Source organism: Cytobacillus sp. BC1816 (assembly GCF_051353635.1).
In the GTDB taxonomy this organism is placed as follows: Bacteria; Bacillota; Bacilli; order Bacillales; family Cytobacillaceae; genus Cytobacillus; species Cytobacillus oceanisediminis_C.
Genome location: NZ_CP195611.1, coordinates 3,362,494 through 3,384,558 on the forward strand (window position 1 = coordinate 3,362,494; position 22,065 = coordinate 3,384,558).

Consider the following 22,065-nt stretch of genomic DNA (forward strand, 5'->3'; position numbering starts at 1 on the left):
AACAAAAAGATACGGGGGTTCATATTTTTTATCAGTTTATTCTAAGGATAGCTGATTTTATACTGGTTATATACCTTTTTTGATTTCAGTCCTGCGTGCAGTCAAAAAAAAGCCCCAATCCCTGCGGAATTGAGGCTGCATTTTTATATAATTCGTGACGTGATAATGCCTTCAATTTGATTAACCTGTTCAAGCAGTCCAGGAATCACATCGCCATTGACTTTATTATCGATATCAATCATGGTATACGCATATTCACCGCGGCTGCGGTTCACCATGTCCGCGATATTCAGCTGGTAGCTTGAAATAGCAAGAGTGATTTGGCCGACCATATTTGGGATGTTTTTATGAAAAGCAGTGACACGCCGCTTGCCTGTGTAAGGAAGAGCAGCATTTGGAAAGTTCACTGAGTTTTTGACATTGCCTGTTTCAAGGAAATGCTTCACCTGTCGTGCTGCCATGACAGCGCAGTTTTCCTCAGATTCTTTTGTTGACGCCCCAAGGTGCGGAATTGCTACCGTGTTTTTCATTTTCAGGATATTTTCATTTGGGAAGTCTGAAATATATTTGCCCACTTTTCCGCTTTCAAGGGCGGCAGCCATATCTGATTCATTCACAAGCTCTCCGCGTGAGAAATTCAGAATATGAACACCATTCTTCATCATGCTGAATGTATCTTCATTGAACATTTCCCTTGTATCATCAGTTAAAGGAACATGTACAGTGATGTAGTCGGATTCTGCAAACACCTGCTCAATGGTCATGGCGCGCTGAACATTGCGGGACAAGTTCCAGGCAGTGTCAACCGATATGAATGGATCAAAGCCTACGACATCCATATCAAGTTCAAGTGCATCATTCGCCACAAGTGCCCCGATTGCCCCCAACCCGATGACACCCAGAGTTTTCCCCTTAATTTCTTTTCCGACAAATTGCTTTTTCCCTGCTTCTACAAGCTTTGGAATTTGGTCTCCTTCATCTTTCAGCGTTTTGGTCCAGGAGATGCCGGCAAAGAGATTGCGGGATGAAGCCATTAAGGAAGTAAGCACCATTTCTTTTACTGCATTCGCATTGGCACCAGGTGTATTAAAAACAACAATTCCCTGCTCAGTGCATTTCTCAACCGGGATATTATTTACACCCGCCCCTGCACGGGCAATTGCTTTTAATCGGTCACCCAATTCCATGGAATGCATATTAAAGCTCCGAAGGACAATCGCATCCGGATTGCCGCTTTCATTATCGATTGTAAATTGATCCTTGTTAAACACCTCAAGTCCGCTTGGCGCAATCGCATTCAAGGTTTTAATCGTCTTCACTCTGTCTAAAGTCATGGTACTCACTGGATTCTCCCCTTTTCAACTAACTTTGTCAGATTTTAAAACAGAAAGAGGCAAGGGTAGAATCCCTTACCTCTGCCCAGGCGAACGGCTTCGACACTATGTGCTCCCTCGCGGTGATCCGCGTCTCGCCAGTTACACATAGCCTTTTCGGTTTTTTAAATCTTATCAAAGTCTTCTGAAAACTTCAACCCTTTAAAGCGCTTACATTAATAAAATATTTTTTAATTTTCTAAAGTATATTTTTCTTGTTTTGTACACTATGCTTAATGTTTTATACTTTATATTCCCACAAGAACTGAGCAACTGATCACCGCTATTTCATCTCATTTCTTCGGATATTGCTTCCTTCGTTCCCAATGGGTTATATAAATGAAAAAACATGTTAACCCTAATAAGTATCCTAAATCCTGCAGGTGAAGCAATTGCGTACTTTATTCGTTCTCTTATCAGTCTTGGCCGGCACAATAGGCCTGATCGTATTTCTCGATCATATACAAGGCCATTCATTATTCGAATCCTGGCAGAGCATAAAAATTGTTATCGCTTCTGCAAAAGGGGAAGATTATTTTCTTTTAGTTACTTTTATTTTGGGTTTATTCCTTTTATTCTGGCTGCATATTAGAAAGATAAAATAGTTGCTGCTAAATTTTATGCTCTTTCCATTTACGACGGATTACAGCCACTATAAACAATAGGATAGGAATGACTAACTGGAAAGCAATATGTAAAGTGTACGGTACGATTTTTAGCCCTTCATCCAGATGGCTTTGGTAGCTTGGTGCAATGATTATGGAAGAAAGACATATTATTCCCCCGACAGAATAGGATGTAAAAGCATTCGGCTTTAGCTTAAAAAGGTTATTCATTCCGATTACCGCACTATAGAAGAATACTCCTACTTTAATAAATCCAAGAAAGACAATCAATAATATGATTAGTGGATCAAGTCGCTGAATAAAACCAGCAATTTGAATATAGCCTACAGCAGCCAATGCCGGGAAAGCAGACCGGTCAAGAAGGTCTGCACCAAGAATACAAATTAATACAATGGTGTTAATGGTTAAGTAAAGGCCAACAAACCCAATTGCCATACTTCCAGTCTTCATAATTTTTGTTTCCCGTTTTATTAAAGGAAAGATCATAGAAAATAGGACCAGTTCGCCATATGGAACTGTCATATTAACTGGAAAAATCTCTTTGATTATAGGCTTCCACCCATTTGCAAGGACAGGTCTTAAATTTTCTGCGTGAATCAAATCACTGATCACATAGAAGATAATGATTAGGAATAAAGTAACTGAGATAATCGCAAAGCATATAACCCCTGCCCTCGCAAATACTTCAAGCCCTAAATTCACTGCGTATATCAGAGCAAATACCATACAAATACCCAGTGTTATAATTGACGTTTTTGCATAAGGAGAACTGATCAGCAATTCTTCAATATCACGCAAAACTCTTGAGGCTATATAAATGAAATAAATGATGTACAAATAGCTAATAATGCTTCCCAGGTATTTCCCTAAAATTTTCTTCACATATTCTGTTAATGGCAACGACGGATACTGTTTGTAAAGACGGTAATAGACTGCAAATAATAAAAGTCCTGTAATCGGCGAAAGAATGGTAACAATCCATGCATCCTGCTTTGCGCCGCTGCCGAGATCCAAAAAAATAGCAGTGCCAAACATAAAAAGGACCATAAGGCAGAATAATTGAATTCCATCGATCTTCTCTTTTGGCATAATTCTTCACATCCAAATTATTGTAGTTTAAATGGATCTGTCAGCATTCCTGAGTTCGATATATTAGCCTCTACATTTACGTCTATTTCCGCATTGCTGAAAAGAGTATTCCATTCTTTTTCGTGTCTTTTCCAATACTCTGGATCATCTTTTGATAGCTCTTTACCAAAACCAAATACATCTGCTTCCAGTTCCTGTGCCTTGGTAATCGTTTCCCTAATTTGGTTTTCTGCCTCCTTTTCAAACTTCTTTTCAAGCTTTATCATTTCTTCATTATTACTGATTTCCAAATAACATTCTAATTCAGTAACATTGCCCCTTATCTTTGCGTTGACAATTAAAGCCGGTTCCGGTTTTAACTCTGTCTTAATGTCACTCTTTATACCCTGTGTTGTAATCGTAATATTCTTATTTCCTTTACAAGCCAGCGGGAATGAAGTGCTTTCCACGGCAGATGTGATTAAATGGGCTGTCCTTGCGAATTTCCCATCAAACCAGCCTGCCAATTGATCTTTTTTAAACATCGCCAAACCGCTTACCTCAACAACGGAAGGCTTTATATTCTGCAGATTGGCTGTTTGATTTTCGGACTTTAAGGGCTGGCTTAATTTCACGCCTGATAGCATAAGGTTTTGGCCTTCGCCCGATAAAAGGGAAATTGCCCTGTAAATGGGGATTGCTTCTGAAATGGCGTACATTTTTTGGTTATTTTCGCTGGTGCTTATAATGCTTTTTGTTGGGTTGGATTCGAGAGGCTCCACTACTCCAAGAACTTCTTCAGCAGTAGAATCTCTTGCTATAAAGACAGGAAATGTGGAACGTGACTCTCCTCTTTCAAACACATCAAATATGAGTCCCATCCCAGCTCTCGCAAGAGCCTCTCCTATGATAATCAGGGAGAGGTGAGTTACCCTGTTCTCCCTTGGAATGATGACAGACGCCATGCGATATGCTTCAATAAACGTTTCTGCCTCCACAGTATAATTAATAACAGGAAGACTGCCAGAACCATTTTGGGAGAAGTAGCTCGGATTTATAACTTGATATGTGACCCGATAGCCTGATTCCCTTTCCTTTGGAAGGTCAATGCCAATAGCGATAATTAAACCAACCTCATTTAACTCCCTGTAATTGGAACAGCCAGATAGTAATCCTATAATCAACAGTACCGAAATGGCTTTTCTCATTTGTTCATCCCTGCTCTTTTAATTGACTTTGTTGGAACGGTTGGTCCCAGTTGGGCGTTTTAATAATGAAGGGGACCCCATTCGGATTAAACTGTCTTTTAAATCACTGAACCTTACCGGTGAGAATGGCGCAAAATATGGGACTCCTACTGACTTAAGACTGCAAAGGTGCAGAATAATGCATAGGGAAACTAAGATAATTCCATAGAATCCAATAAAAGCAGCTGCAAAAATAAAGATAAAACGCAATCCGCGTGCTGCATTCACAATATTGGGGTTTGGCAATGTGAAGCTGCTGATGGCAGTCGTAGCCACGATGATCACTATTGCAGCTGAAACAAAGCCAGCTTCGACTGCCGCCTGGCCTAAAATAAGGGCTCCTACAATGGAAACAGCTGGACCAATTGCCCTAGGCATTCGTATTCCGGCTTCCCGTAAAACCTCGAAGGCAAGTTCCATCAGCAGCAATTCCACAATAGCTGGAAAAGGAACCTGTTCTCTTTGTGCCATAAGTGTCACCATTAGAGTTGTAGGGATTAAACCATGATGATGTGTAATTAGCGCCAGGTAAATGGCCGAAGCATACATGTTTACGTAAAAAGAGCCAATCCGAATGATTCTTAAAAATGAACTCACCAAATAGTTAGCATAATAATCTTCTGGAGATTGAAAAAATTGTATTAAAAGTGCCGGCAGAATTAAGGCAAATGGTGTTCCCTGTATAATAATCGCTATTTTGCCTTCTAAAAGGTTAGCGGACACCACATCTGGCCTCTCTGAACTTTGGAAGAGGGGAAATATAGTTTTTCTGTTGTCCTTTATAGCTTCTTCCACATAATTGGTATCGAGGATACTGTCTATGTCGATTTTACTGACTCTCAGCTTCACTTCCCTGACGATGTCTTTATCCGCTATTCCTTCCATATATAAGATGCCAATATTGGTTTTGGTCACTGTCCCTGCTTTTGTTTGTTCAATTCTTAATTTATTGTTTTGAATTCTGGAACGGATGAGCGAAATATTCGTACTTAAATTCTCTGTAAAGCCATCCTTTGGTCCTTTAATCACGGTTTGTGTGGTAGGTTCTGTAATGGACCTTGATTGAATTTTTTTCGTTCCCGCAATAATTGCTTCTGGGTGCCCCTCAATCAAAATTACTGTGTCGCCGCCAAGCAGATTGTCGACTACTTCCGGCCAATCATTCAGTAGTTTAATCTTAGGCACTGAAATAATTTGAGTTATTTCTTCTGGCAATTTCCCCGAATGGACATTTCTCTTTTCATGAATAAAGGCCAGGATTGGACTCAGAACATTGTCATGCAAGCTCTGCTCGTCGACAATCCCCTGAATATGTATGATGGCTGCATGTCCAAGCTCAGCTATTGTTAAATTCCGAACAGATAGATCTGAGCTGTCGCCAAGCTGCTCTTTTAAGTATTGAATATTGAAATGAACACTCTTGCTGACCCTTTTATGATGGCTATGATGTTTCCTGAACACAGTTAATCTCCTTTTGAAAGATGATATTGTTTTTTAGTGTGCCCGGTACAATTTGGATTATTGCCCATGATATAAAAAAAACCTAACCATTCTGGTTAGGCTTACACTCTTAAATTAATCGGTATTCTTTTACTTCTGAATCTGGTGCACATTCATAGTCTCCTGAGTATTCCACAAGTCCGATCTTGCAATTTTTGCCGATTTTTACATTTCTCCCTCTTACGACAAGAGCTGCTGTGCCTTCGAGTTCGATGTCATCCCCTTCAATTAAATCCGCCTCCAGCTTCAAGGGAAAGATGGATTTGATTAATTTAAATAGGGTCTCTCTATGCTGTGTCACTTTAATTTTTCTGCCGCCGATCTCTTTCGCTTTGCTGTCTCCAAAAAGCTTAATATCAATCGTTTCTGCGTTCAGTAAACCATCTACTGAAAATGTCCCTTCAGCACGGAAGACCTCAGCTTCACAGTCCCCTTCAATTGTTACTTTCCCATTCACAGCAATTACATCGCATTTTACAGAGCTTCCGATAGAAGTTCTTCCAGCGACCTCAAGCTTTTGACAGCTGACAGCTTCAGAAATAACGGCAGAGCCATTGATAACAAGGGATTCAGCTTTAACAGCTCCATGGATCTTTGCTGCACCACTAATCTTTCCCTTTTCAGTTTTTACGTTTCCATGGATAGTGCCCGTACCGTTGCAATGGAATCTCTCGCATTCAATATCACTGTTTACCGTTCCCTTCCCATTTAATTCAACCTTTTCAAATGAACCTCCATTAGACGATCCAACCCCATTAATTATTAAGTTCCCTAGTGTTTTCATATTCACAGCAAAATTCCCCCTATACCAATTTGGATTTTAATTCCTCTGTACAATGCTCTATCGATAAAGTGGCAGCCACTTTTGTTCCTTTTTCAAGCAGGACCTGTTCTCCATTAATCGAAATCAGGCAGCTGGACATTCCAAGTTTGCGAATAAAGCAGATAACAGCTTTTGGCTGCTGCAGGATGCTTTGATGATCGTTCAATAACTGCAAGAGCATTTTCCCTTCCTCGATATGGATATTTCCCGATTCAAGCAGGATGGAAAGGATATAGAGCTTCAAAGTCTCATGGTAATTAAATTCGTTAAATTCCCCCTGTGTCTCGAAAAAGATATTCATAACTGGTTCAGAAGCTATTCCTTTTGTAATCAGGCTTTCCTTTGTCAGCTTCAGATTTGAAGAATTCAAGGAAAACAAATCTGCCAGCTCATCCAGCGATAGGCTATCCTTCATCTTTTGTATTTTATCGACCCGCTCAAGAATTTTCTCTTTTGGGAAAAATGTCTCCTGCCCTGTAAAAGTTGATTTTCTGACAAACCAATCCTCCGGTATCAGGCTTTTCCTTTTCCACCGATAAAGCTGCCCATAAGAAATACCCGTTAAATCAAGGACTTCTTTTTTTGAGATTAATTCATCGCTCAATTCCAGGACCCCTTTCTGATGGTATCATTGTAACATAACACTGTTACGTTAAGAATAATGTATTATTCATTTTTTTCCGAGACTTTTCGACAACATCCCGGTTTTGGACTATGAAATTAATTAAGATGCACTCTATCAACGAAACAGTGTTCTATTCAAACAAAAAGACCTGGCTCTCTAGAACCAGGCTTCTCTTCATTCGTATATTTTTAAAAGGTTATATTGCTTTCCAAGATACTGATAATTTTGCCTGCGGTACATTTCCTTTGGAGTATCATCTCCATCTGCAACAAGGATGATGGTTTTATCCTTAAACTGATCCATCACCGCTTTCTGCAGGCTCCTGCCGATGCCCTTTTTCTGAAAATCCTCATGGACCATCAATCCATCAATTTCAGCTGTGTATTCCTTTATAATAACATCTACCGACCCGGCAGCTTTCCCTTTATAAAATGCAATGAACTGCATAATCCTTTCATCATTATAATTCCTTAAATGCTGATCTTTCTTTTTCTCGGCATAATTAATCCCGTAAACCGAATCCTGCTCATGCTGAAATTCCAAATAATCATTCCAGGTTTCATCCGTAACATATTCTACTATAATTTCTTCCTTTTCCTGAACATCAGGAAAATCAGCTGGATGAATCGCAAATAACTCTAAATAACCAACCGTATAATCATCATCCTTCTCAAGGATGGCCAAAAGTTCTCCGGAAAGCTCCTCGTCATCAGGAAAATAAAATCTTACATGCTTTTGGCCATAATATTGATGAAAATTTCTTAAATATTGATGAGCCTTCTCAAACTCCTGAACAGAAGGCATTCTTTTAAAAGCAATAAAGCTGCTGTCATACTGAAGGAGCATGTCAGGGTTATGATTGTGAATAAAAAGGTCATTTTCCAGTATTGTGTGTCCCGGTTTATGGATAGTATTAAAAGTGATTTTTTCCATCGGCTTCTCCTAAAATAGCAAACACTTTAGTTTTGCAAAAATTTATATTTTTTATCTGTAATAAGCACATCATGGCAGCGCATTAAAGTATTCTTTAATTCCAAGAGTACTGTTGTTATCATAAGCACACAGGAAATCAGGTCATATTCCTCCCCTTATCAAACTGGAGGAAATTACGATCATCTTCCAAAATAAAACTTGTCCTCCGCTTTTGGCACATGCAGATATATAAGAGACTGCATTAATGAATTGATAAAGGATATGGCCGCCGTTTGACCATTTAAGATCATCTATTATTTCAATTAACCATGCATTCATTAAAATTACCGCTTATAACTAAAAGATGCTGGGCAGGCATATCATGTATTTTGAGATATCCTTTTTCTAATCCTTATCAAATATTTCATCAAGTTTGTCTGCATAAAAGGTAATTGCTTTTTTATATTGCATAACTTCCGGGTAATCAGAAGTTTCGGCCACACACCTTAGGAGCATTTCCATTGCCTCGCTGTGCTTGCCTAAATTATGGAGTGTCATGGAATAGAACACCTGGATTGCACGATTAGCCGGAAACTGGGAGATTCCTTTCTCGAACACCATCTTTGACTTTTCATATTCACCAAGTGTCCGGTATGTGCTCCCAAGACCCAAAATGGCACCTGGCAGGTCAGATTCAGGCAGCCCAAGCTCGATCGCTTTTTCATAATGAGAAACCGCTTTTGATTCCTCCCCTAGAACGTCAAAACTCCAAGCACACTGATAGTGAATGACTGGGTTTACAGGATACTCTTCAGCCAATTTTACAAGCAGAAGGCTGGAATCTTTGTATTTTCCGAGATTGCGAAGCACAATCGCTTTTTCTAAATCCGTGCTCATATGTACCTCCGATTACAGCTTTCTTTCTATTATATCTAAAAATTGCAAATAATGGGTATGGCAAAGCATTAACTTTTCTGCAAAATTGAATTATGTCTCGATGCACTATTCTTTCACTTCAACCGAAGCGATTTCATCAAACATGACCTTCTCAAGAAACCCATCTTCCAATTCCAGATAAATTTTTCTGCTGATGCCATCCAGCCTGTTTACCCTCCCTGTGTATTCGTGGAAAAATCCTCCCCGCCAGACTTTTACTTTTAGAAAGAAGGCATATTCCATTGCATAGTGAATTTTATTTTCATAATCCTCCAATTCATATTCATCAATAAGCGGCTTGTTTTGAGCCATTTGTTCAGTTTCCAATTTTCTTAGCATCGCCCGGTGTTCCGGCATGAAGTGGGCTGGCTGCCATTTTATTTTCCCTCTGTCTTTTAGCGGCATAGCAAATCCCTCCACCCTATATTATAGAACACTTGTTCTTATTTTAAACCTGTAGAGCATAAAATCTCAAGCTGGTTCATTTGGATAATAAAAGTACGAGTGGTAAAATAATCTTTAACTCTCTGAAAAGATTGGTGAAACAATGAAGCAGTTTCCTATAAAACACCGGTGGCTCGGGCGTTTGCTGGCATCCGATCCCGGGCTTATCCGATTTCAAAAAGCTGGACGGGCCACTTTAAGTTTAATGGCTTCAGTCTTTACGACTTTGTTCTTCATGCAATTGGCTGGAGCTGATGCCGCTCTCACTCCGGCGATCGTGTCCGGGATGGCAGGCATGCTTGGCATCATGATTGTGATGGATGACTCAAAAAAAGGTAAGATGCTCACAACTGGTTTACTTGGACTTTCAGCCATGGCAGGAGTATCGATCGGTTCACTATTGGCTGAAAGTACGGTCTTTGTCGATATTGCCATGGTTCTGTTAATCTTCCTAAGCTTTTATTTGACCCGCTTTGGTGTGCGGTATTTTTCTCTATGCATGATTGCATTCATGACACTTTATTTTTCGTCTATTTTAAAATTATCAGGCAGTCAGCTTCCATCCTTTTACTTCGGCATTTGGATTGGAATCGCGTATGCTTTCCTGTTCAATTTCATCCTTTTTCAGGACACCGCGAAAAACCTGAAAAGAAGTATTCGCTCCTTTCATTTCCAAAGTAATTTTACGTTCAATCTCTTAATTGAGGGAATGCAGAATGAGAATATGACTTCCCATCAGAGGGAGGAATTGCGGAGAAATGTACTGAAGCTCAGGGAGTATGCTGTCATGGTTTCGGAATATGTAAATGATGAAGATGTTCATAAATTATGGCCTGGGCTGACTTCTTCCCAGCTGAGGTTATATATATTTGATGCAGGTATGCTGATTGAAACACTGACAGACTCAATTCGAAGCTTAAAAAAAGCGAATGCCCTTGAAATTGATGAGCTGAGAAAACTCCTGGTTTGGGTAACCCGTTCTCTTCGCGATGCTGAAGTTCTTGCCCAACAGTATGAAGAACAAAATCTTCGTGAAGCAGAGCTTGCTGTACAGGCACTTCGCCTGCTTATTATTGATTTGTTCAGCCGGGAAGACAAACCTGCAGGATGGCTGTTTTTGATCAGGCGGATCGAGTCCATTGCGAACCATGTCATCGAGGGCGGCATAACCATACAGCAGGCACTTCATAAAGTGAAAGACAATAAGAATAAATTATCCGAAGAGATAGCAGATGGCGAGAATGAAGATGAACCATCTGAGGAAGATAAGGGCATCAAACCTTCCACCAAAAAGGCTTTTCAGGCATTGACTGCTGCAATCATTTCAATCATTGCCGGTGAGATCCTTTCGCCGGACCAGCCTTACTGGGTCCTTTTAACCGCTTTTATTGTTTTGCTCGGAACCGAGTCGATTGGGCGCATTTATACGAAAGGTTTTCAGCGTTCGGTTGGAACGATTATTGGAGCAGTAATAGGATTTACACTTGCAAGAGTGGTCAGCGGTCATTCTTTCCTTGAGATTACACTGATTTTTGCAGCTGTTTTTTTCGCCTTTTATTTGTTTGAGGTCTCCTATACGTTAATGAGCATGTTCATTACGATGCTGGTTGCTTTTATGTATGACCTTTTACTGGGAGGTATTTCATTTTCCCTTATCAGCGCAAGGGTGATCGATACTATTGCCGGAGCCGGCATTGCATTCGGAGTTTCCTTATTTATTTTCCCAAAGAAAACGAAGGAAAAAGTGGCGGATACCTTAAATGACTACTTACAAGAACTGAAGCCGTATGTCACTGAGTATGTGAAAAGCTTCCGGGAAGATGTGAACGTTAAGGAACTTTCAGGCAAAGGGTTCTTATTGGATCAAAAACTTAAAACTATAAACGTTGAAGCGCAATCCCTGATAAAAAAACCCGGATCCCCGCGCCATGCCGACGTTAACAGATGGATTACACTATTCTCAGCCATCAATTACTATGCAAGACACCTTGTGGCTTCCTCCTACCGAAAGGGATTCGACTATCCCGATGAGCTTGTCGATGTTTTTATAAGGATTGAAGAAAAGCTTGAATTAAATATTGAGACATTAATGGATCTGATTAAAGACAGCGGAGACGGAATGCTTGTCTATAGTCTTGAAAATGAAAGGGAACAAATTGAACGATTGGCACCTGCAAGGCAGCAATCCCAGCGTGATTTAATTCATCACCTTTATTTCGTCTGGAGAATTAACAAAGCAATTATGGAGTTGGCAGAAGATCTTGGTGCAGGGAAGGAGCAATAATGCTCCTTCTTTTTTATATGAATGGTGAGATGCTCTTTCAGTACGTATTTCAAAAAAAGAGCGATGCACTTAATGCATCACTCTGACTATGTTCATTTTTTTATTTTGAGCAGCCGTAAACTATTCAAGGTTACCAGCAATGTTGCTCCCATGTCTGCAAAAATGGCAATCCATAAGGTCAGCCACCCTGGAACTACCAGCAATAATGCCAGCGCCTTGATTCCAAGTGAGAATGTAATGTTCTGTTTAATGATCCCTAACGCTTTTTGGCTGAGCTTAATGGTATAAGGCAGTTTTCTCAAATCATCTGACATTAACGCAATATCTGCTGTTTCGAGTGCTGTATCAGTTCCCGCTCCGCCCATGGCAACACCAACCGCAGCCGCAGCAAGGGCAGGCGCATCGTTGACACCATCCCCTACCATTGCCACACTTTGATGGCTGGCACGCAGTTCTTTAATAAAAGCCAGTTTATCCTGAGGCAGCAAATCAGCTTTAATCTCTGAAACACCAGCTTGCTTTCCGATTTCCAAAGCAGTTCTTTTATTGTCACCTGTCAGCATGACCGTTTTTATTCCCATTTCATTTAATTTGCTGATCACAGTTTTCGAATGGTCCCGCATTTCATCTGCAACAGCTATTAAAAGCAGAATTTCGCTTTCTGTGCCCAGAATCATGACGGTTTTACCCTGGGTCTGCAAATCTGATATTTGCTTCTGAATAAAGCTGTCCATGCCGCTATGGAGCTCTTCAAACAGATTGGGGCTGCCAGCATAATAGAGGACACCATTCACTGCAGCTTTTACTCCCTTGCCGGTAATAGAGGTGAATTCCTCCGCATTCAGCCCATTAAAATCAGAGCCCATCTCTTCTGCTTTTTTCATGATTGCTGAAGCAAGGGGATGCTGTGACCCCTTTTCAATGGCTGCCGTGATTTGGAGGAGGTGTTTTTCTTCACCGCTAATGGTGATAAGGTCTGTAACCGCAGGCACCCCCTTTGTTAATGTGCCTGTTTTATCAAATGCAACCGCTTTAAGTGCCCCTGTTTCCTCCAGGTGGATGCCGCCTTTAATTAACACACCGTTTCTTGCCGCATTTCCGATCGCTGTTACGACCGCTACTGGCGTAGAAACAACGAGTGCACATGGACAGCCGACAACCAGTGCAGCAAGACCCTGGTAAATCCACTCACTCCATTCTCCGTCAAACAGAGGAGGAACAACCGCAATTAAAAAGGCTAAAACAATGATGGCAGGCGTGTAATATTTGGCAAACCTATCGACAAACTGCTGTGAAGGAGCTTTTTCCGCCTGTGCTTCTTCCACTAAATGAATGATTTTGGCAATAGTTGTATCTTCAGCACGCTTCGTTACTTTTACTTCAAGCAGCCCTTCTTCATTCAGAGTTCCTGCAAAAACCTCATCACCTGCAGTCTTTACTGCAGGCACGCTTTCTCCTGTAATGGCTGCCTGGTTCAGGGATGAGGTCCCCTTTATGACCACTCCATCCATGGCCAATTTCTCACCTGGCTTAACAATCATAACGTCACCAATTTGAATATCATCAACATGAATGAGCATTTCTTCATGTCCCCGTCTGACCAATGCTTCATTAGGAGCTATATCCATCAGGGATTCAATGGACTGGCGTGCTTTTTCCATTGAAAAGCGCTCAAGTGCTTCACTGATGGCAAAGAGGATGACAACCATCGCTCCTTCTCCCCATTCGCCAATGATTGCGGCTCCAATAATGGCGATTGTCATCAGGGTGCTCATATCAAAGTTCAATTTAGCAAGGTTTTTGAAGCCTTTCAGGAATAAAGTATAACCGCCTATGATGATGGCTGCTGCATAACCTGCGATTGGGTATAAATGATCCTGTCCATACGGTTCGCTTAAAAACCAGCTGACGACAAGAATAATTGCTGAAATATAAACTTTAAGATTAGCTTTCTGTTTCCAAAATGGCTCCCGCTCCACCGCTTTTTCATTCTCGGCACGCAGCTTCAGATTTTCGAAGGCACCGGCTTTTTCGACCGCTTCCATAGAAGCGTTCCCTGTAACGGTTATTTTGGAAGCTCCAAAATTCACATTCGCATCTAAAACGCCATCCAGGCGTTTCACGTTCTCTTCGAACGTCTTGGCGCAGCCTGCTCAGGAAAAGCCCTGAACACGGTAGGTTACCGTCTCCTTCTCCGCAATTCCTGCTTGTTCAGACATTGGCTTTCACCTCATTTCCGTGTTCAAGCGCAATCATCATTAATTGCCTGATGTGATCATCATCCAATGAATAAAAAGCCAATTTGCCTTCTTTCCGAAACTTAACAATTCCCTGCTTATGCAGAGTCCGCAAATGATGGGATGCCGTTGCAACTGTTGCACCAATGATATTGGCAATATCACAGACACACAGCTCTTCATCCCTGCATAGTGCATAAGAAATCTTTGCCCGGTTCTCATCAGCAAGAGCCTTAAATAATTGGGCAGCACCTGAAAGATCTTCCTTCACCAGTTCCCCTTGAATGCGGTTCACTTTTTCTTCATCAAAACAGTAAATATCGCATGTATCTTTAGAGCCCACCATGATCTCACCTCATTATTCAAACTTTTATTTGAATATATTATACCTCGTCTAAAAACTTATTCAAACATTTATTTGAATATTGTATGAAAAAAGGAATCGGATTGCTCCGATTCCTTTTATTTCTTTACTTCTTCTTTCAATTTTATCAATAATTCATCCGAATTCTCCGCTGCAATCATCTTACCGTCTACCATGGCATAAGGTGATTGCCTGCATTCTTTGCATCTGCTCTGGCATTCGTATTCTTTATAGTTAATATTCTTCTGGCTCAGAAATTGATTAAATGCAGCAAAACTCTCTTCTTTTAAAAATTCATCCAGATTCCGCTGACAAAATTCAATCGAAGCCGTTTTTTGCTTTGAGAATAATTTGTTGATGAGTTTCACCTGATCAAACTTCCTTTTGATTTTTCTTTAAATACTCTGGTGGCAGTATATATTTCTTTCCCTAATCCATTTGGTAGCCGCCCATTTTTCTCCCTTTCTTACAGGCACACTGCTATGGACTGACAATCGGTCCAGCTGCCCCTGTTCATTGGCATAATGGAAGTATATGGCCGCTCCCTTTTTGGGAACAAATGAAAGTCCAGCTTTAGAAAAGACCGTTTCACCGCCATCAGCCACATCATTCAAATAGATGAGGAATGTGCCAACCCGCTGTCCGCCTTTGCTGGCATCCGCCATGTGGGGAGGAAAGAAATCAAAGTGAGGCTTATATTCTTCACCCAATCCATAGTTTAAGATCTGAAGGCCTTCGCCATTTTCTGCCGGATAACCTGTCAATTCAGCGATCCTCGTTTCGATTCTTTCGACCAGTTCATTTTCTTTAACTCGGAAAGCCATGCTCTTGCTTGTCCTTCCTGAACCCTCCCGTTCTTCCCCAGAACCCATATCCACCACCAGGGATGGCTGCAGTCGGCTCCTTGAAAGGCTGATAAGCTCATCACATTCTTCTGAGCTGAGCACCTGATCCAAATGGAGTACAAATGGCTTTTCATTTCTGGAAAGCACTCTTACGTCCTTGTCACTGGTAAACAGGATATTCCCCTTCCTGCCTATTTCGGGGACTTCATAATTATATCGAATCTGCTGGCCTTCTGTCGTCTTAATTGTTTCATTTCCAACAATTTTAAATAAAGTCTCATATGCAAACCGGTTATCAAAACCCTTCTTAATCAAAGCGTTTGCAAGTGCAATCGGACTCACATTACTTTTTAGCGCACCCACAATCCAATCCTTCAGTTCATCTGATATCTGCATAATCTTCGTCATCATCGTCCCCCTGTATGACTCACTGAAAACACCCGTTGGCCAGATATAGAAATATATGTATTTTATTATACTATTATTAAAGAAGGAACTGAATCGATTTACCTGGTAATTCTGATAGTTCTAATTTTATATAAACTGATTCTCTTTAGAGTGCCATTATAAATTCTTATAGATTCATGAGGACTGTTTTCTCAGCGCTGCTCTCATTTCGGCTTCATGAAGCATTCATGACGACCATCTTCTTCTCACTCCTCGATTTTTCAGCTTCATAATGCATTCATGACAACCATTTTCTTCTCACTCTACGACTTTTCGGCCTTATGACCTTCACAAAAAAACAGGATAGAGCATCCCACTCTATCCTGCACCGGCCATTTTACTTATTACCCTCGACATTTCTTCTCATTTTCGTTAAAACATCGTCAACAATTCTCAGCTCTTCCTTCGTTATGCCCGATGTGACGATCGAGTGAAACTCCTCTGTGATGGGATATACATGCTCACTGAGATTTTTGCCATTTTCCGTTAGATAGACATTCAGAGATCGGCTGTCCTCTTTATTCATGCTTTTTTTGATAAACCCTTTCTTTTCAAGACTGCTCAGCATTCTGGTAATGTTGGATTTATCTTTGTCCAGCCGCCTGGCGATTTCGTTTTGGCTTAATCCGTCTTCTTCCCAGAGAAGCATAAGAATCAGGTTCTGCTCCGGGGCAATATTTAAGTGGGCTAATTTATCCTTAATATAGCTTGTTAAGGTAAGGTCTATTTGATGGATCTTAATGCTTATATAGTCATTAAATCTGGTTTTCATTTAATATCCCCTATCCTCTTTATTGGTGGAAAATTTTATTGAATTTAAATAATTCTGTCATATACACCAGATAACTTTCCTTTACTTATCCAATCATGATTTTCTCTTCAGCATATTTAAAATTAGCTTTTTCTCTTTTTCTTGCAAGTGCGAATGCAAGAGTTAAAGGACCCACCCTGCCTGCAAACATCATGAATGCAATTAATTGTTTTCCTAATGGACTCAGTTCCGGAGTTAATCCAAGAGACATCCCCACAGTGCCGAAAGCAGAAATAACTTCAAATAAAAGCATATTCAGCGGTGCATTTTCTGTCAAAGAAAGAAGAAATAGAACCAAAGCTATTAATCCCATAGAATATACTGTAATCGTAAAAGCCCGAAAAATTAATTCCTTCGGGATTCTTCTGCCCATCAGATTAACTTCTTCATCTTCTTTGATGAGGGCTCTGACAGCAAGCAGGATTAAAGCAAAGGTTGTTACTTTAATGCCTCCTGCCGTTCCGCCTGATCCTCCGCCAATAAACATTAGAAGCATGGTAATAAGCTGAGAGCCCATTGTCAGCTCACCTGTGTTAAGCGAATTAAAGCCTGCTGTTCTTGGAACGACTCCATGAAAATAAGATCCTAAAAGTTTTTCCTTCATTCCCAATTCACCAATTGTCGCGGGATTATTGAATTCTAAAAGAAATATGAAAACTGTGCCTAATATATTTAGAATCAGTGTCATCAGCAAAACCAATTTCGTATGAAGAGAAAGTTTCCGCAAGCTTTTATTGACTTTTAAATCAAGCAGCACGATATAGCCAATTCCTCCGATGATAAACAGCGAGCTTAACGTCAAAATGACAGGAAAGTCCCCTGCATAACCGGTAACACTGCTAAAGTCGCCCATAATATCAAACCCGGCATTATTAAAAGCTGAAACCGAATGAAAAGCCCCATAATATAAAGATTTCGGAAATCCAAAATCTTCAGCCCACCGAACAGCCAAAATTATGGCACCAATTGCTTCAACAATCAGAGTAAAAGCCACTACGAATTTTACGAGACGGACCATCCCTTCAATTGTAAGCTGATTTAATGATTCCTGTATCATCAGCCTTCCCTTTAAGCCAATATTTTTCCCAAGCATAATGGCAATGAGAACTCCAAATGTCATAAAACCAAGTCCGCCTATTTGTATAAGAGCCATAAGAACCACCTGGCCAAAAACAGTAAATGTTGTTTGTGTATCGACGACGACTAAACCTGTCACACATACAGCAGAAGTTGCTTCAAATATGGCATCAATAAACGATAAATGATGCCTGTCACTAGTTGAAAAAGGGAGCATAAGCAGCAGGGTGCCAATTGCTATAAGAATTAAAAAGCCAATAGACAAAGCCTGTGCAGGATTCATCCTGATCCATGTGCTGGGCCGCTCAATTCTTCTTTTCCTTCTGGTTTCTTTGTACATGGTCCATAATCTCCTTCATTAAAATGGTAAACATCATTGAAAAAGCTTACACTCCATGCCTCTCAAACCGGCCAATCCCTTTATTGTGTCCCATTACAATCAGGACATCACCCCTTAAAATGACCTCTTCAGCTGGAGGAGTAACGATTATTTCCTTCCCGCGCTGAATCCCTACGATATTACAGCCATACTTAGCCCTAATATTCAATTCAGACAGAGATTTTCTGGCAATTTTATCGGTGGCCACAATCTCAACCATACTGTAATCTTCAGACAGCTCAATATAATCAATCATCTTTTCCGAAACAATATGGTGGGCAATCCGCTTAGCCATGTCCCGCTCCGGGTGGATAACTCGATCGACGCCAATTTTATCGAGCACCCTGGCATGATACTCATTATGTGCCTTTGCCCACACCTTTGGAATCCCCATTTCTTTTAATAACAAGGATGTCAATATGCTGGACTCAATGTTTTCACCAAATGAAACAAATGCATGATCAATATTCTTAATCCCTGATTGCTTTATAGCAGCTTCATCAATGCCATTGATTTGAACTGCATATGTCACAAACTGTGCGTATTGATTTACTTTCTCCTGGTCGACATCAATTGCGAGCACTTCCACTCCCAATTCATGAAATTCCTTTACGAGACTTCCGCCAAAGCGGCCTAAACCAAATACAGCATACTGTTTTTTCATTGAAGAAATTCCCTTCTTTTTGAAAATGAACACAAAAAAACCACTCTTAAAAAGAATGGCCAATGGTTTCCATCAACCCTTCTCTCGATTCGGCTTACGGAGTTAGCTGTCGGATTAGGGATTGAGAGTATCCCTTCTTAGCTTTAATATGCTAAGATTCACCCCAAGATAAACCAGGTTTATCAAAATTGGTTCCCCCGCTCATAATGATTCAGCAAAAAGGTTTACTATGAAATTAATAAGTATAAATTACTCCCATGGAAATCTCTTGTCAATCTTTTTTTAACATAGTATGTAAAATAAAAAGCACCTCCCTGTAACGGAAAGTGCTTTCCCAAAGATTATTCCCAAATTGCTGATGCCCACTCGGGATAATCTATAAATGGATTGCGGTTATGCTGGTAATCAGAATAGATAATTTCGTTTCTTCTCCGCTCGTTATCGTCTACCGGATCTTCCTTATGCCACTCAAGCAGGACAGACATTTTGCCATGATAAGGAGCAGAGCCATTATTGACCAGATTGTTGAGCTCCAGATCCACTTCTCCGCTGTCTCCTTCATAACGGACGGCCATATAAAAAATCATCCTCGCAACATCGCCTTTTACTTCATCCCTGGGTTCCCAGGAATCTGAATCATAGTAGTTTCCCAGTGCCTCTGAATGCTGGGTGCCCCCATCGTCAAAGTCAAGATTCCCTCTCGAACTATTTACAGAAGCATCTGTTGGCCGTAAATGATGCAAGTCTGTTCCTGCACCCATTACAGTTCCAAAGTCCCCGTGAGATTTAGCCCAAACATGCTCCCTGTTCCAATCATTGACGCCAGAACCATTGGTAAATTTCCCCTGAGATCGGCCAGTATACAAAAGAATGACGTTATTGGGATTTCCAGGATCTTCATCGGTCTCGCGCAGTGCTTCCCATACATTCGAATAGGAAATTTCCGTGTGGTCATCAATGATAGTATGGAGGGCTGTTTTTAAAGCCTCCCCTGTTTTTCCGTTTGCAGCATCATAATATCCTCCTGGTTCAGGGCCGGGATCGGCTGTTCCATCACCAGCTTGTTCGAAGGCCGTCCCATCTTTAAGTCCCGGATGAGAAAAATAGGCGGTAAGCGTTCCGGTTACCTTAATTTTTTCTCCAATCAAAGATGGATTGGATTTTAAGCCAAAAGCTGAGCGAAACGCGGAAGGAATTTGAACATAAAGCATCCTGGCTGTGCTGGTCTCTGATGGACTATCAGCCAGGGCCAAAGCATAATCATTTGGAAACCCGCTGGAAATAACCATATTTGCCGCAGTCGGCTGTCCAACCACATAGCCTTGAACCGTTTTGGAAGTGTTGTTTTGAGTATTGATTCCCTGTGAAACCGAATAAGGTGATGACCAGGATCCATCCCCGGCAGCTGCCCTAGTGATAGAATTTTGAATGGGCTGCATCACGATCATAATGACAGTAACCAGAATAAAAGTTAACAGCAGGCCTTTTTTCTTATGATTCAGCATTCATTCGCCTCCATATTTTTTTGAAAGGACTTATAAATGATCAGAAAAGCCACAATCTTCTCCAAGTATAAATGAACACCTTCGGCCATATCATGAGGTTTTGGTCCCAAAACTTTACTTTTCACACAGAATTTACAAAACTCAACTACGATGCAATGCTTACTTTTTTAAAATGCCCAGATACTGAATCCAAGGACCAACATCAGTCCTGTATCTACTTGCCAATACTCGTGAAATCTGTGAAATATGCGTAAGGTCATGAACTGCCCAAGTGGAAATCAATTCCCTGACTCTCACTGGACCAAATGCTGGATGAAGTCCTGTCTTTTCGAAATGAATTTCCAGATCAGGTATACCTCTAAGTGTGGCCAAATTTTTCATTCTAAGGGTCTTAAAGGCATCAAGTTTTTCTTCAAGTGATAGATCCTTTGACACATTTAAATGGGCAAAGCGGTCAAATGGAGGGAAGGGCTTGCTTTCCCCTTCCCCCAGAATAAATTTCAGCCGTGGAATCCAATTTTTCTCCTCGCCATCAATCAAATGATCAACCACTTCGGCAGCATTCCACGTGCCTTCCCCTTCATTGCCATTAAGCCATTCCGAAGATAGACCGCTTAGTAATGCATCCAGCGTATGGGGTGTCCGTTCAAGAATCTCAATAGCCTCTCTTAAATGAAAATTCATATAACCGCTCCTTATTAAACAGATGATCAGAAACAAACATACACGTCGTATCTAAGCTTCTCTAAAAGTCTTTTTCAATTTCTTCCATTACAGTAAATGGCCCATAAGATTTATTTGATGGCACCACAAGGGTTATCCCGCTTTCAGGGTAATAGGCAGAATGAAAGCTGACTCCAGGGTCATATCCCATGAGGTGATATTTGAAGATGGCTTCGTTTTTCTTGCTGATCCATAATCCGTAGCCGTAATACTCATTCTCATCTGCTTTTGCATGCGGGGTCATAAGCTTTTCAGTATACTCCCCGCTCAGGAGCTTATCATTACACAAAGCTTCCCAAAATAAGATCATATCCTGAGCAGTAACATAGGCTCCCCCGTCAGAACCGCCTCTGATGGGCAATGAATAAATATTGGTTCTCCATGTCCCTTCTTCACTATCTATATAACCAATTGCTGTATTTTCAGGAAGATTGTCAAATCGGAAAAAGCCTGAATCCTTCATTCCACATGGTTCAAAAATATGGGATTGGATATAATCATGGAAACTCAGTCCTGTCTTCTTCTCTATAATTAAACCCAAAAGGATATATCCGGCATTATTATAATGAAATTTCTCCCCTGGCTTAAACATCATCTCTTTATTCTGGAACATAGGCAGAAAATCTCTAAGATGATTTAATAGATACATTGGCCTTTCTTTCCACAGCTCCTCAAAATCATCCATAACTGACTCATCAAAATAGTCAGGCACTCCGGATGTATGGGTTAACAGGTGATGAATGGTAATTGTCTCATCAAATAAGGGAAAAACATCCTCCAATATATCTTTAAGTCTTGTTTCGAATGATATGAATCCATTCTCGACTAATTGACAAATGCCAACCGCCGTAAAAATCTTACATCCGGAGGCGATGCCAAACCTGGTGTCTGGATTATTGGGGGTTTCATTTGCTCTATCAGCATCCCCCTCTGCTAATTGAAGGATCATACCCTCCTTTTCTTTAACAAATACGACACCAGAAAAACCAACATTTTTAATTACAGAACTTAACCTTTTATCATAATCCCTAATTAACATGTGTATTCCCCTTTAAGGTATGATTCCAATGACCTAAAGCAATTGCGGGACAGTAATAGCGGACTCTATAAAAACATATCACAAATTTCCATATTTCGGTTAAAAAGAGCGGTTCTTCCATAAGAAAAATCCGCTT

General features: G+C 40.6%; 21 protein-coding genes and 2 riboswitches. Of the genes, 1 reads left to right on the forward strand and 20 read right to left on the reverse strand.

The features are described 5' to 3' along the window. Positions 1 to 143: 143 nt before the first annotated feature. The 10 genes from ACR42H_RS17045 to ACR42H_RS17090 all read right to left on the reverse strand — a co-directional run bounded on the left by ACR42H_RS17045 (position 144) and on the right by ACR42H_RS17090 (position 9,515). Positions 144 to 1,343: a phosphoglycerate dehydrogenase gene (locus ACR42H_RS17045; RefSeq protein WP_436372096.1), complete on the reverse strand. Its 1,200-nt coding sequence runs from the start codon at positions 1,341 to 1,343 to the stop codon at positions 144 to 146. 67 nt (positions 1,344 to 1,410) lie between these two features. Beyond that, a riboswitch (ZMP/ZTP riboswitch) is annotated at positions 1,411 to 1,489 on the reverse strand. 495 nt (positions 1,490 to 1,984) lie between these two features. Beyond that, entirely contained in the window at positions 1,985 to 3,088 is a 1,104-nt protein-coding gene (locus tag ACR42H_RS17050; RefSeq protein WP_436372098.1) for a GerAB/ArcD/ProY family transporter, read from the reverse strand. 17 nt (positions 3,089 to 3,105) lie between these two features. Beyond that, positions 3,106 to 4,275 carry a Ger(x)C family spore germination protein gene (locus ACR42H_RS17055; protein ID WP_436372100.1) on the reverse strand — a complete coding sequence of 390 codons (1,170 nt, stop codon included), beginning with the start codon at positions 4,273 to 4,275 and terminating at the stop codon, positions 3,106 to 3,108. Between the two features lie 18 nt (positions 4,276 to 4,293). After that, the gene (locus ACR42H_RS17060; protein ID WP_243856111.1) at positions 4,294 to 5,775 is read right to left on the reverse strand and encodes a spore germination protein; all 1,482 of its coding nucleotides are present in this window, start codon (positions 5,773 to 5,775) and stop codon (positions 4,294 to 4,296) included. Positions 5,776 to 5,884: 109 nt separating this feature from the next. After that, positions 5,885 to 6,598 (reverse strand): polymer-forming cytoskeletal protein, encoded by a 714-nt coding sequence (locus ACR42H_RS17065; RefSeq protein WP_113881699.1) that lies wholly within the window; start codon positions 6,596 to 6,598, stop codon positions 5,885 to 5,887. A gap of 19 nt (positions 6,599 to 6,617) precedes the next feature. Beyond that, positions 6,618 to 7,241 (reverse strand): YhbD family protein, encoded by a 624-nt coding sequence (locus ACR42H_RS17070; protein ID WP_113881459.1) that lies wholly within the window; start codon positions 7,239 to 7,241, stop codon positions 6,618 to 6,620. 195 nt (positions 7,242 to 7,436) lie between these two features. Next, entirely contained in the window at positions 7,437 to 8,195 is a 759-nt protein-coding gene (locus ACR42H_RS17075; protein ID WP_113881458.1) for a GNAT family N-acetyltransferase, read from the reverse strand. A 141-nt stretch (positions 8,196 to 8,336) separates the two neighbouring features. Then, positions 8,337 to 8,513, reverse strand: a complete 177-nt coding sequence (locus ACR42H_RS17080; protein ID WP_166672454.1) for a hypothetical protein — start codon at positions 8,511 to 8,513, stop codon at positions 8,337 to 8,339. A 66-nt stretch (positions 8,514 to 8,579) separates the two neighbouring features. Beyond that, positions 8,580 to 9,071, reverse strand: coding sequence for a tetratricopeptide repeat protein (locus ACR42H_RS17085; RefSeq protein ID WP_436372103.1), 492 nt, complete (start codon positions 9,069 to 9,071; stop codon positions 8,580 to 8,582). 105 nt (positions 9,072 to 9,176) lie between these two features. Further along, a complete protein-coding gene (locus tag ACR42H_RS17090) occupies positions 9,177 to 9,515 on the reverse strand; it encodes a YolD-like family protein (RefSeq protein WP_113881456.1) in 339 nt (112 codons plus the stop codon). A 142-nt stretch (positions 9,516 to 9,657) separates the two neighbouring features. Here ACR42H_RS17090 and ACR42H_RS17095 point away from each other — a divergent pair, with 142 nt between their 5' ends. Continuing rightward, positions 9,658 to 11,838, forward strand: a complete 2,181-nt coding sequence (locus ACR42H_RS17095) for an FUSC family protein (RefSeq protein ID WP_436372105.1) — start codon at positions 9,658 to 9,660, stop codon at positions 11,836 to 11,838. 92 nt (positions 11,839 to 11,930) lie between these two features. On the opposite strand, the gene ACR42H_RS17100 is transcribed toward ACR42H_RS17095, so the two are convergent. From ACR42H_RS17100 to ACR42H_RS17145, 10 genes are all read right to left on the reverse strand, one after another. Next, the gene (locus ACR42H_RS17100; protein WP_436372107.1) at positions 11,931 to 14,057 is read right to left on the reverse strand and encodes a heavy metal translocating P-type ATPase; all 2,127 of its coding nucleotides are present in this window, start codon (positions 14,055 to 14,057) and stop codon (positions 11,931 to 11,933) included. Further along, a complete protein-coding gene (locus tag ACR42H_RS17105) occupies positions 14,050 to 14,418 on the reverse strand; it encodes an ArsR/SmtB family transcription factor (RefSeq protein ID WP_061793441.1) in 369 nt (122 codons plus the stop codon). The genes ACR42H_RS17100 and ACR42H_RS17105 overlap by 8 nt, the downstream gene beginning before the upstream one ends. 119 nt (positions 14,419 to 14,537) lie before the next feature. Then, on the reverse strand, positions 14,538 to 14,807 hold the full coding sequence (locus ACR42H_RS17110; RefSeq protein ID WP_113881453.1) for a DUF1450 domain-containing protein: 270 nt from the start codon (positions 14,805 to 14,807) through the stop codon (positions 14,538 to 14,540). Positions 14,808 to 14,834: 27 nt separating this feature from the next. Next, positions 14,835 to 15,695: a 2OG-Fe(II) oxygenase gene (locus tag ACR42H_RS17115; protein WP_436372110.1), complete on the reverse strand. Its 861-nt coding sequence runs from the start codon at positions 15,693 to 15,695 to the stop codon at positions 14,835 to 14,837. Positions 15,696 to 16,068: 373 nt separating this feature from the next. Then, the gene (locus ACR42H_RS17120) at positions 16,069 to 16,503 is read right to left on the reverse strand and encodes a MarR family winged helix-turn-helix transcriptional regulator (RefSeq protein ID WP_436372112.1); all 435 of its coding nucleotides are present in this window, start codon (positions 16,501 to 16,503) and stop codon (positions 16,069 to 16,071) included. An 85-nt stretch (positions 16,504 to 16,588) separates the two neighbouring features. Then, positions 16,589 to 17,959 (reverse strand): TrkH family potassium uptake protein, encoded by a 1,371-nt coding sequence (locus ACR42H_RS17125; RefSeq protein ID WP_113881450.1) that lies wholly within the window; start codon positions 17,957 to 17,959, stop codon positions 16,589 to 16,591. A 46-nt stretch (positions 17,960 to 18,005) separates the two neighbouring features. Then, on the reverse strand, positions 18,006 to 18,662 hold the full coding sequence (locus tag ACR42H_RS17130; protein ID WP_113881698.1) for a potassium channel family protein: 657 nt from the start codon (positions 18,660 to 18,662) through the stop codon (positions 18,006 to 18,008). A gap of 76 nt (positions 18,663 to 18,738) precedes the next feature. Next, a riboswitch (cyclic di-AMP (ydaO/yuaA leader) is annotated at positions 18,739 to 18,889 on the reverse strand. A 114-nt stretch (positions 18,890 to 19,003) separates the two neighbouring features. Next, positions 19,004 to 20,167: an endonuclease gene (locus tag ACR42H_RS17135; protein WP_436372114.1), complete on the reverse strand. Its 1,164-nt coding sequence runs from the start codon at positions 20,165 to 20,167 to the stop codon at positions 19,004 to 19,006. A 159-nt stretch (positions 20,168 to 20,326) separates the two neighbouring features. Then, complete coding sequence (locus ACR42H_RS17140) at positions 20,327 to 20,851, reverse strand: DinB family protein (protein WP_436372116.1); 525 nt, start codon at positions 20,849 to 20,851, stop codon at positions 20,327 to 20,329. A gap of 61 nt (positions 20,852 to 20,912) precedes the next feature. Then, complete coding sequence (locus ACR42H_RS17145) at positions 20,913 to 21,929, reverse strand: serine hydrolase domain-containing protein (RefSeq protein WP_436372118.1); 1,017 nt, start codon at positions 21,927 to 21,929, stop codon at positions 20,913 to 20,915. Between the last annotated feature and the right edge of the window lie 136 nt (positions 21,930 to 22,065).

Bases quoted from the DNA above. Each gene is read 5' to 3' on its own strand.
- ACR42H_RS17085 (WP_436372103.1), bottom strand. From the start codon at position 9,071: ATGAGCACGGATTTAGAAAAAGCGATTGTGCTTCGCAATCTCGGAAAA.
- ACR42H_RS17140 (WP_436372116.1), bottom strand. From the start codon at position 20,851: ATGAATTTTCATTTAAGAGAGGCTATTGAGATTCTTGAACGGACACCC.
- ACR42H_RS17130 (WP_113881698.1), bottom strand. From the start codon at position 18,662: ATGAAAAAACAGTATGCTGTATTTGGTTTAGGCCGCTTTGGCGGAAGT.
- ACR42H_RS17115 (WP_436372110.1), bottom strand. From the start codon at position 15,695: ATGATGACGAAGATTATGCAGATATCAGATGAACTGAAGGATTGGATT.
- ACR42H_RS17145 (WP_436372118.1), bottom strand. From the start codon at position 21,929: ATGTTAATTAGGGATTATGATAAAAGGTTAAGTTCTGTAATTAAAAAT.
- ACR42H_RS17095 (WP_436372105.1), top strand. From the start codon at position 9,658: ATGAAGCAGTTTCCTATAAAACACCGGTGGCTCGGGCGTTTGCTGGCA.
- ACR42H_RS17080 (WP_166672454.1), bottom strand. From the start codon at position 8,513: ATGAATGCATGGTTAATTGAAATAATAGATGATCTTAAATGGTCAAAC.
- ACR42H_RS17120 (WP_436372112.1), bottom strand. From the start codon at position 16,503: ATGAAAACCAGATTTAATGACTATATAAGCATTAAGATCCATCAAATA.
- ACR42H_RS17050 (WP_436372098.1), bottom strand. From the start codon at position 3,088: ATGCCAAAAGAGAAGATCGATGGAATTCAATTATTCTGCCTTATGGTC.
- ACR42H_RS17125 (WP_113881450.1), bottom strand. From the start codon at position 17,959: ATGTACAAAGAAACCAGAAGGAAAAGAAGAATTGAGCGGCCCAGCACA.
- ACR42H_RS17065 (WP_113881699.1), bottom strand. From the start codon at position 6,598: ATGAAAACACTAGGGAACTTAATAATTAATGGGGTTGGATCGTCTAAT.
- ACR42H_RS17075 (WP_113881458.1), bottom strand. From the start codon at position 8,195: ATGGAAAAAATCACTTTTAATACTATCCATAAACCGGGACACACAATA.
- ACR42H_RS17135 (WP_436372114.1), bottom strand. From the start codon at position 20,167: ATGCTGAATCATAAGAAAAAAGGCCTGCTGTTAACTTTTATTCTGGTT.
- ACR42H_RS17090 (WP_113881456.1), bottom strand. From the start codon at position 9,515: ATGCCGCTAAAAGACAGAGGGAAAATAAAATGGCAGCCAGCCCACTTC.
- ACR42H_RS17055 (WP_436372100.1), bottom strand. From the start codon at position 4,275: ATGAGAAAAGCCATTTCGGTACTGTTGATTATAGGATTACTATCTGGC.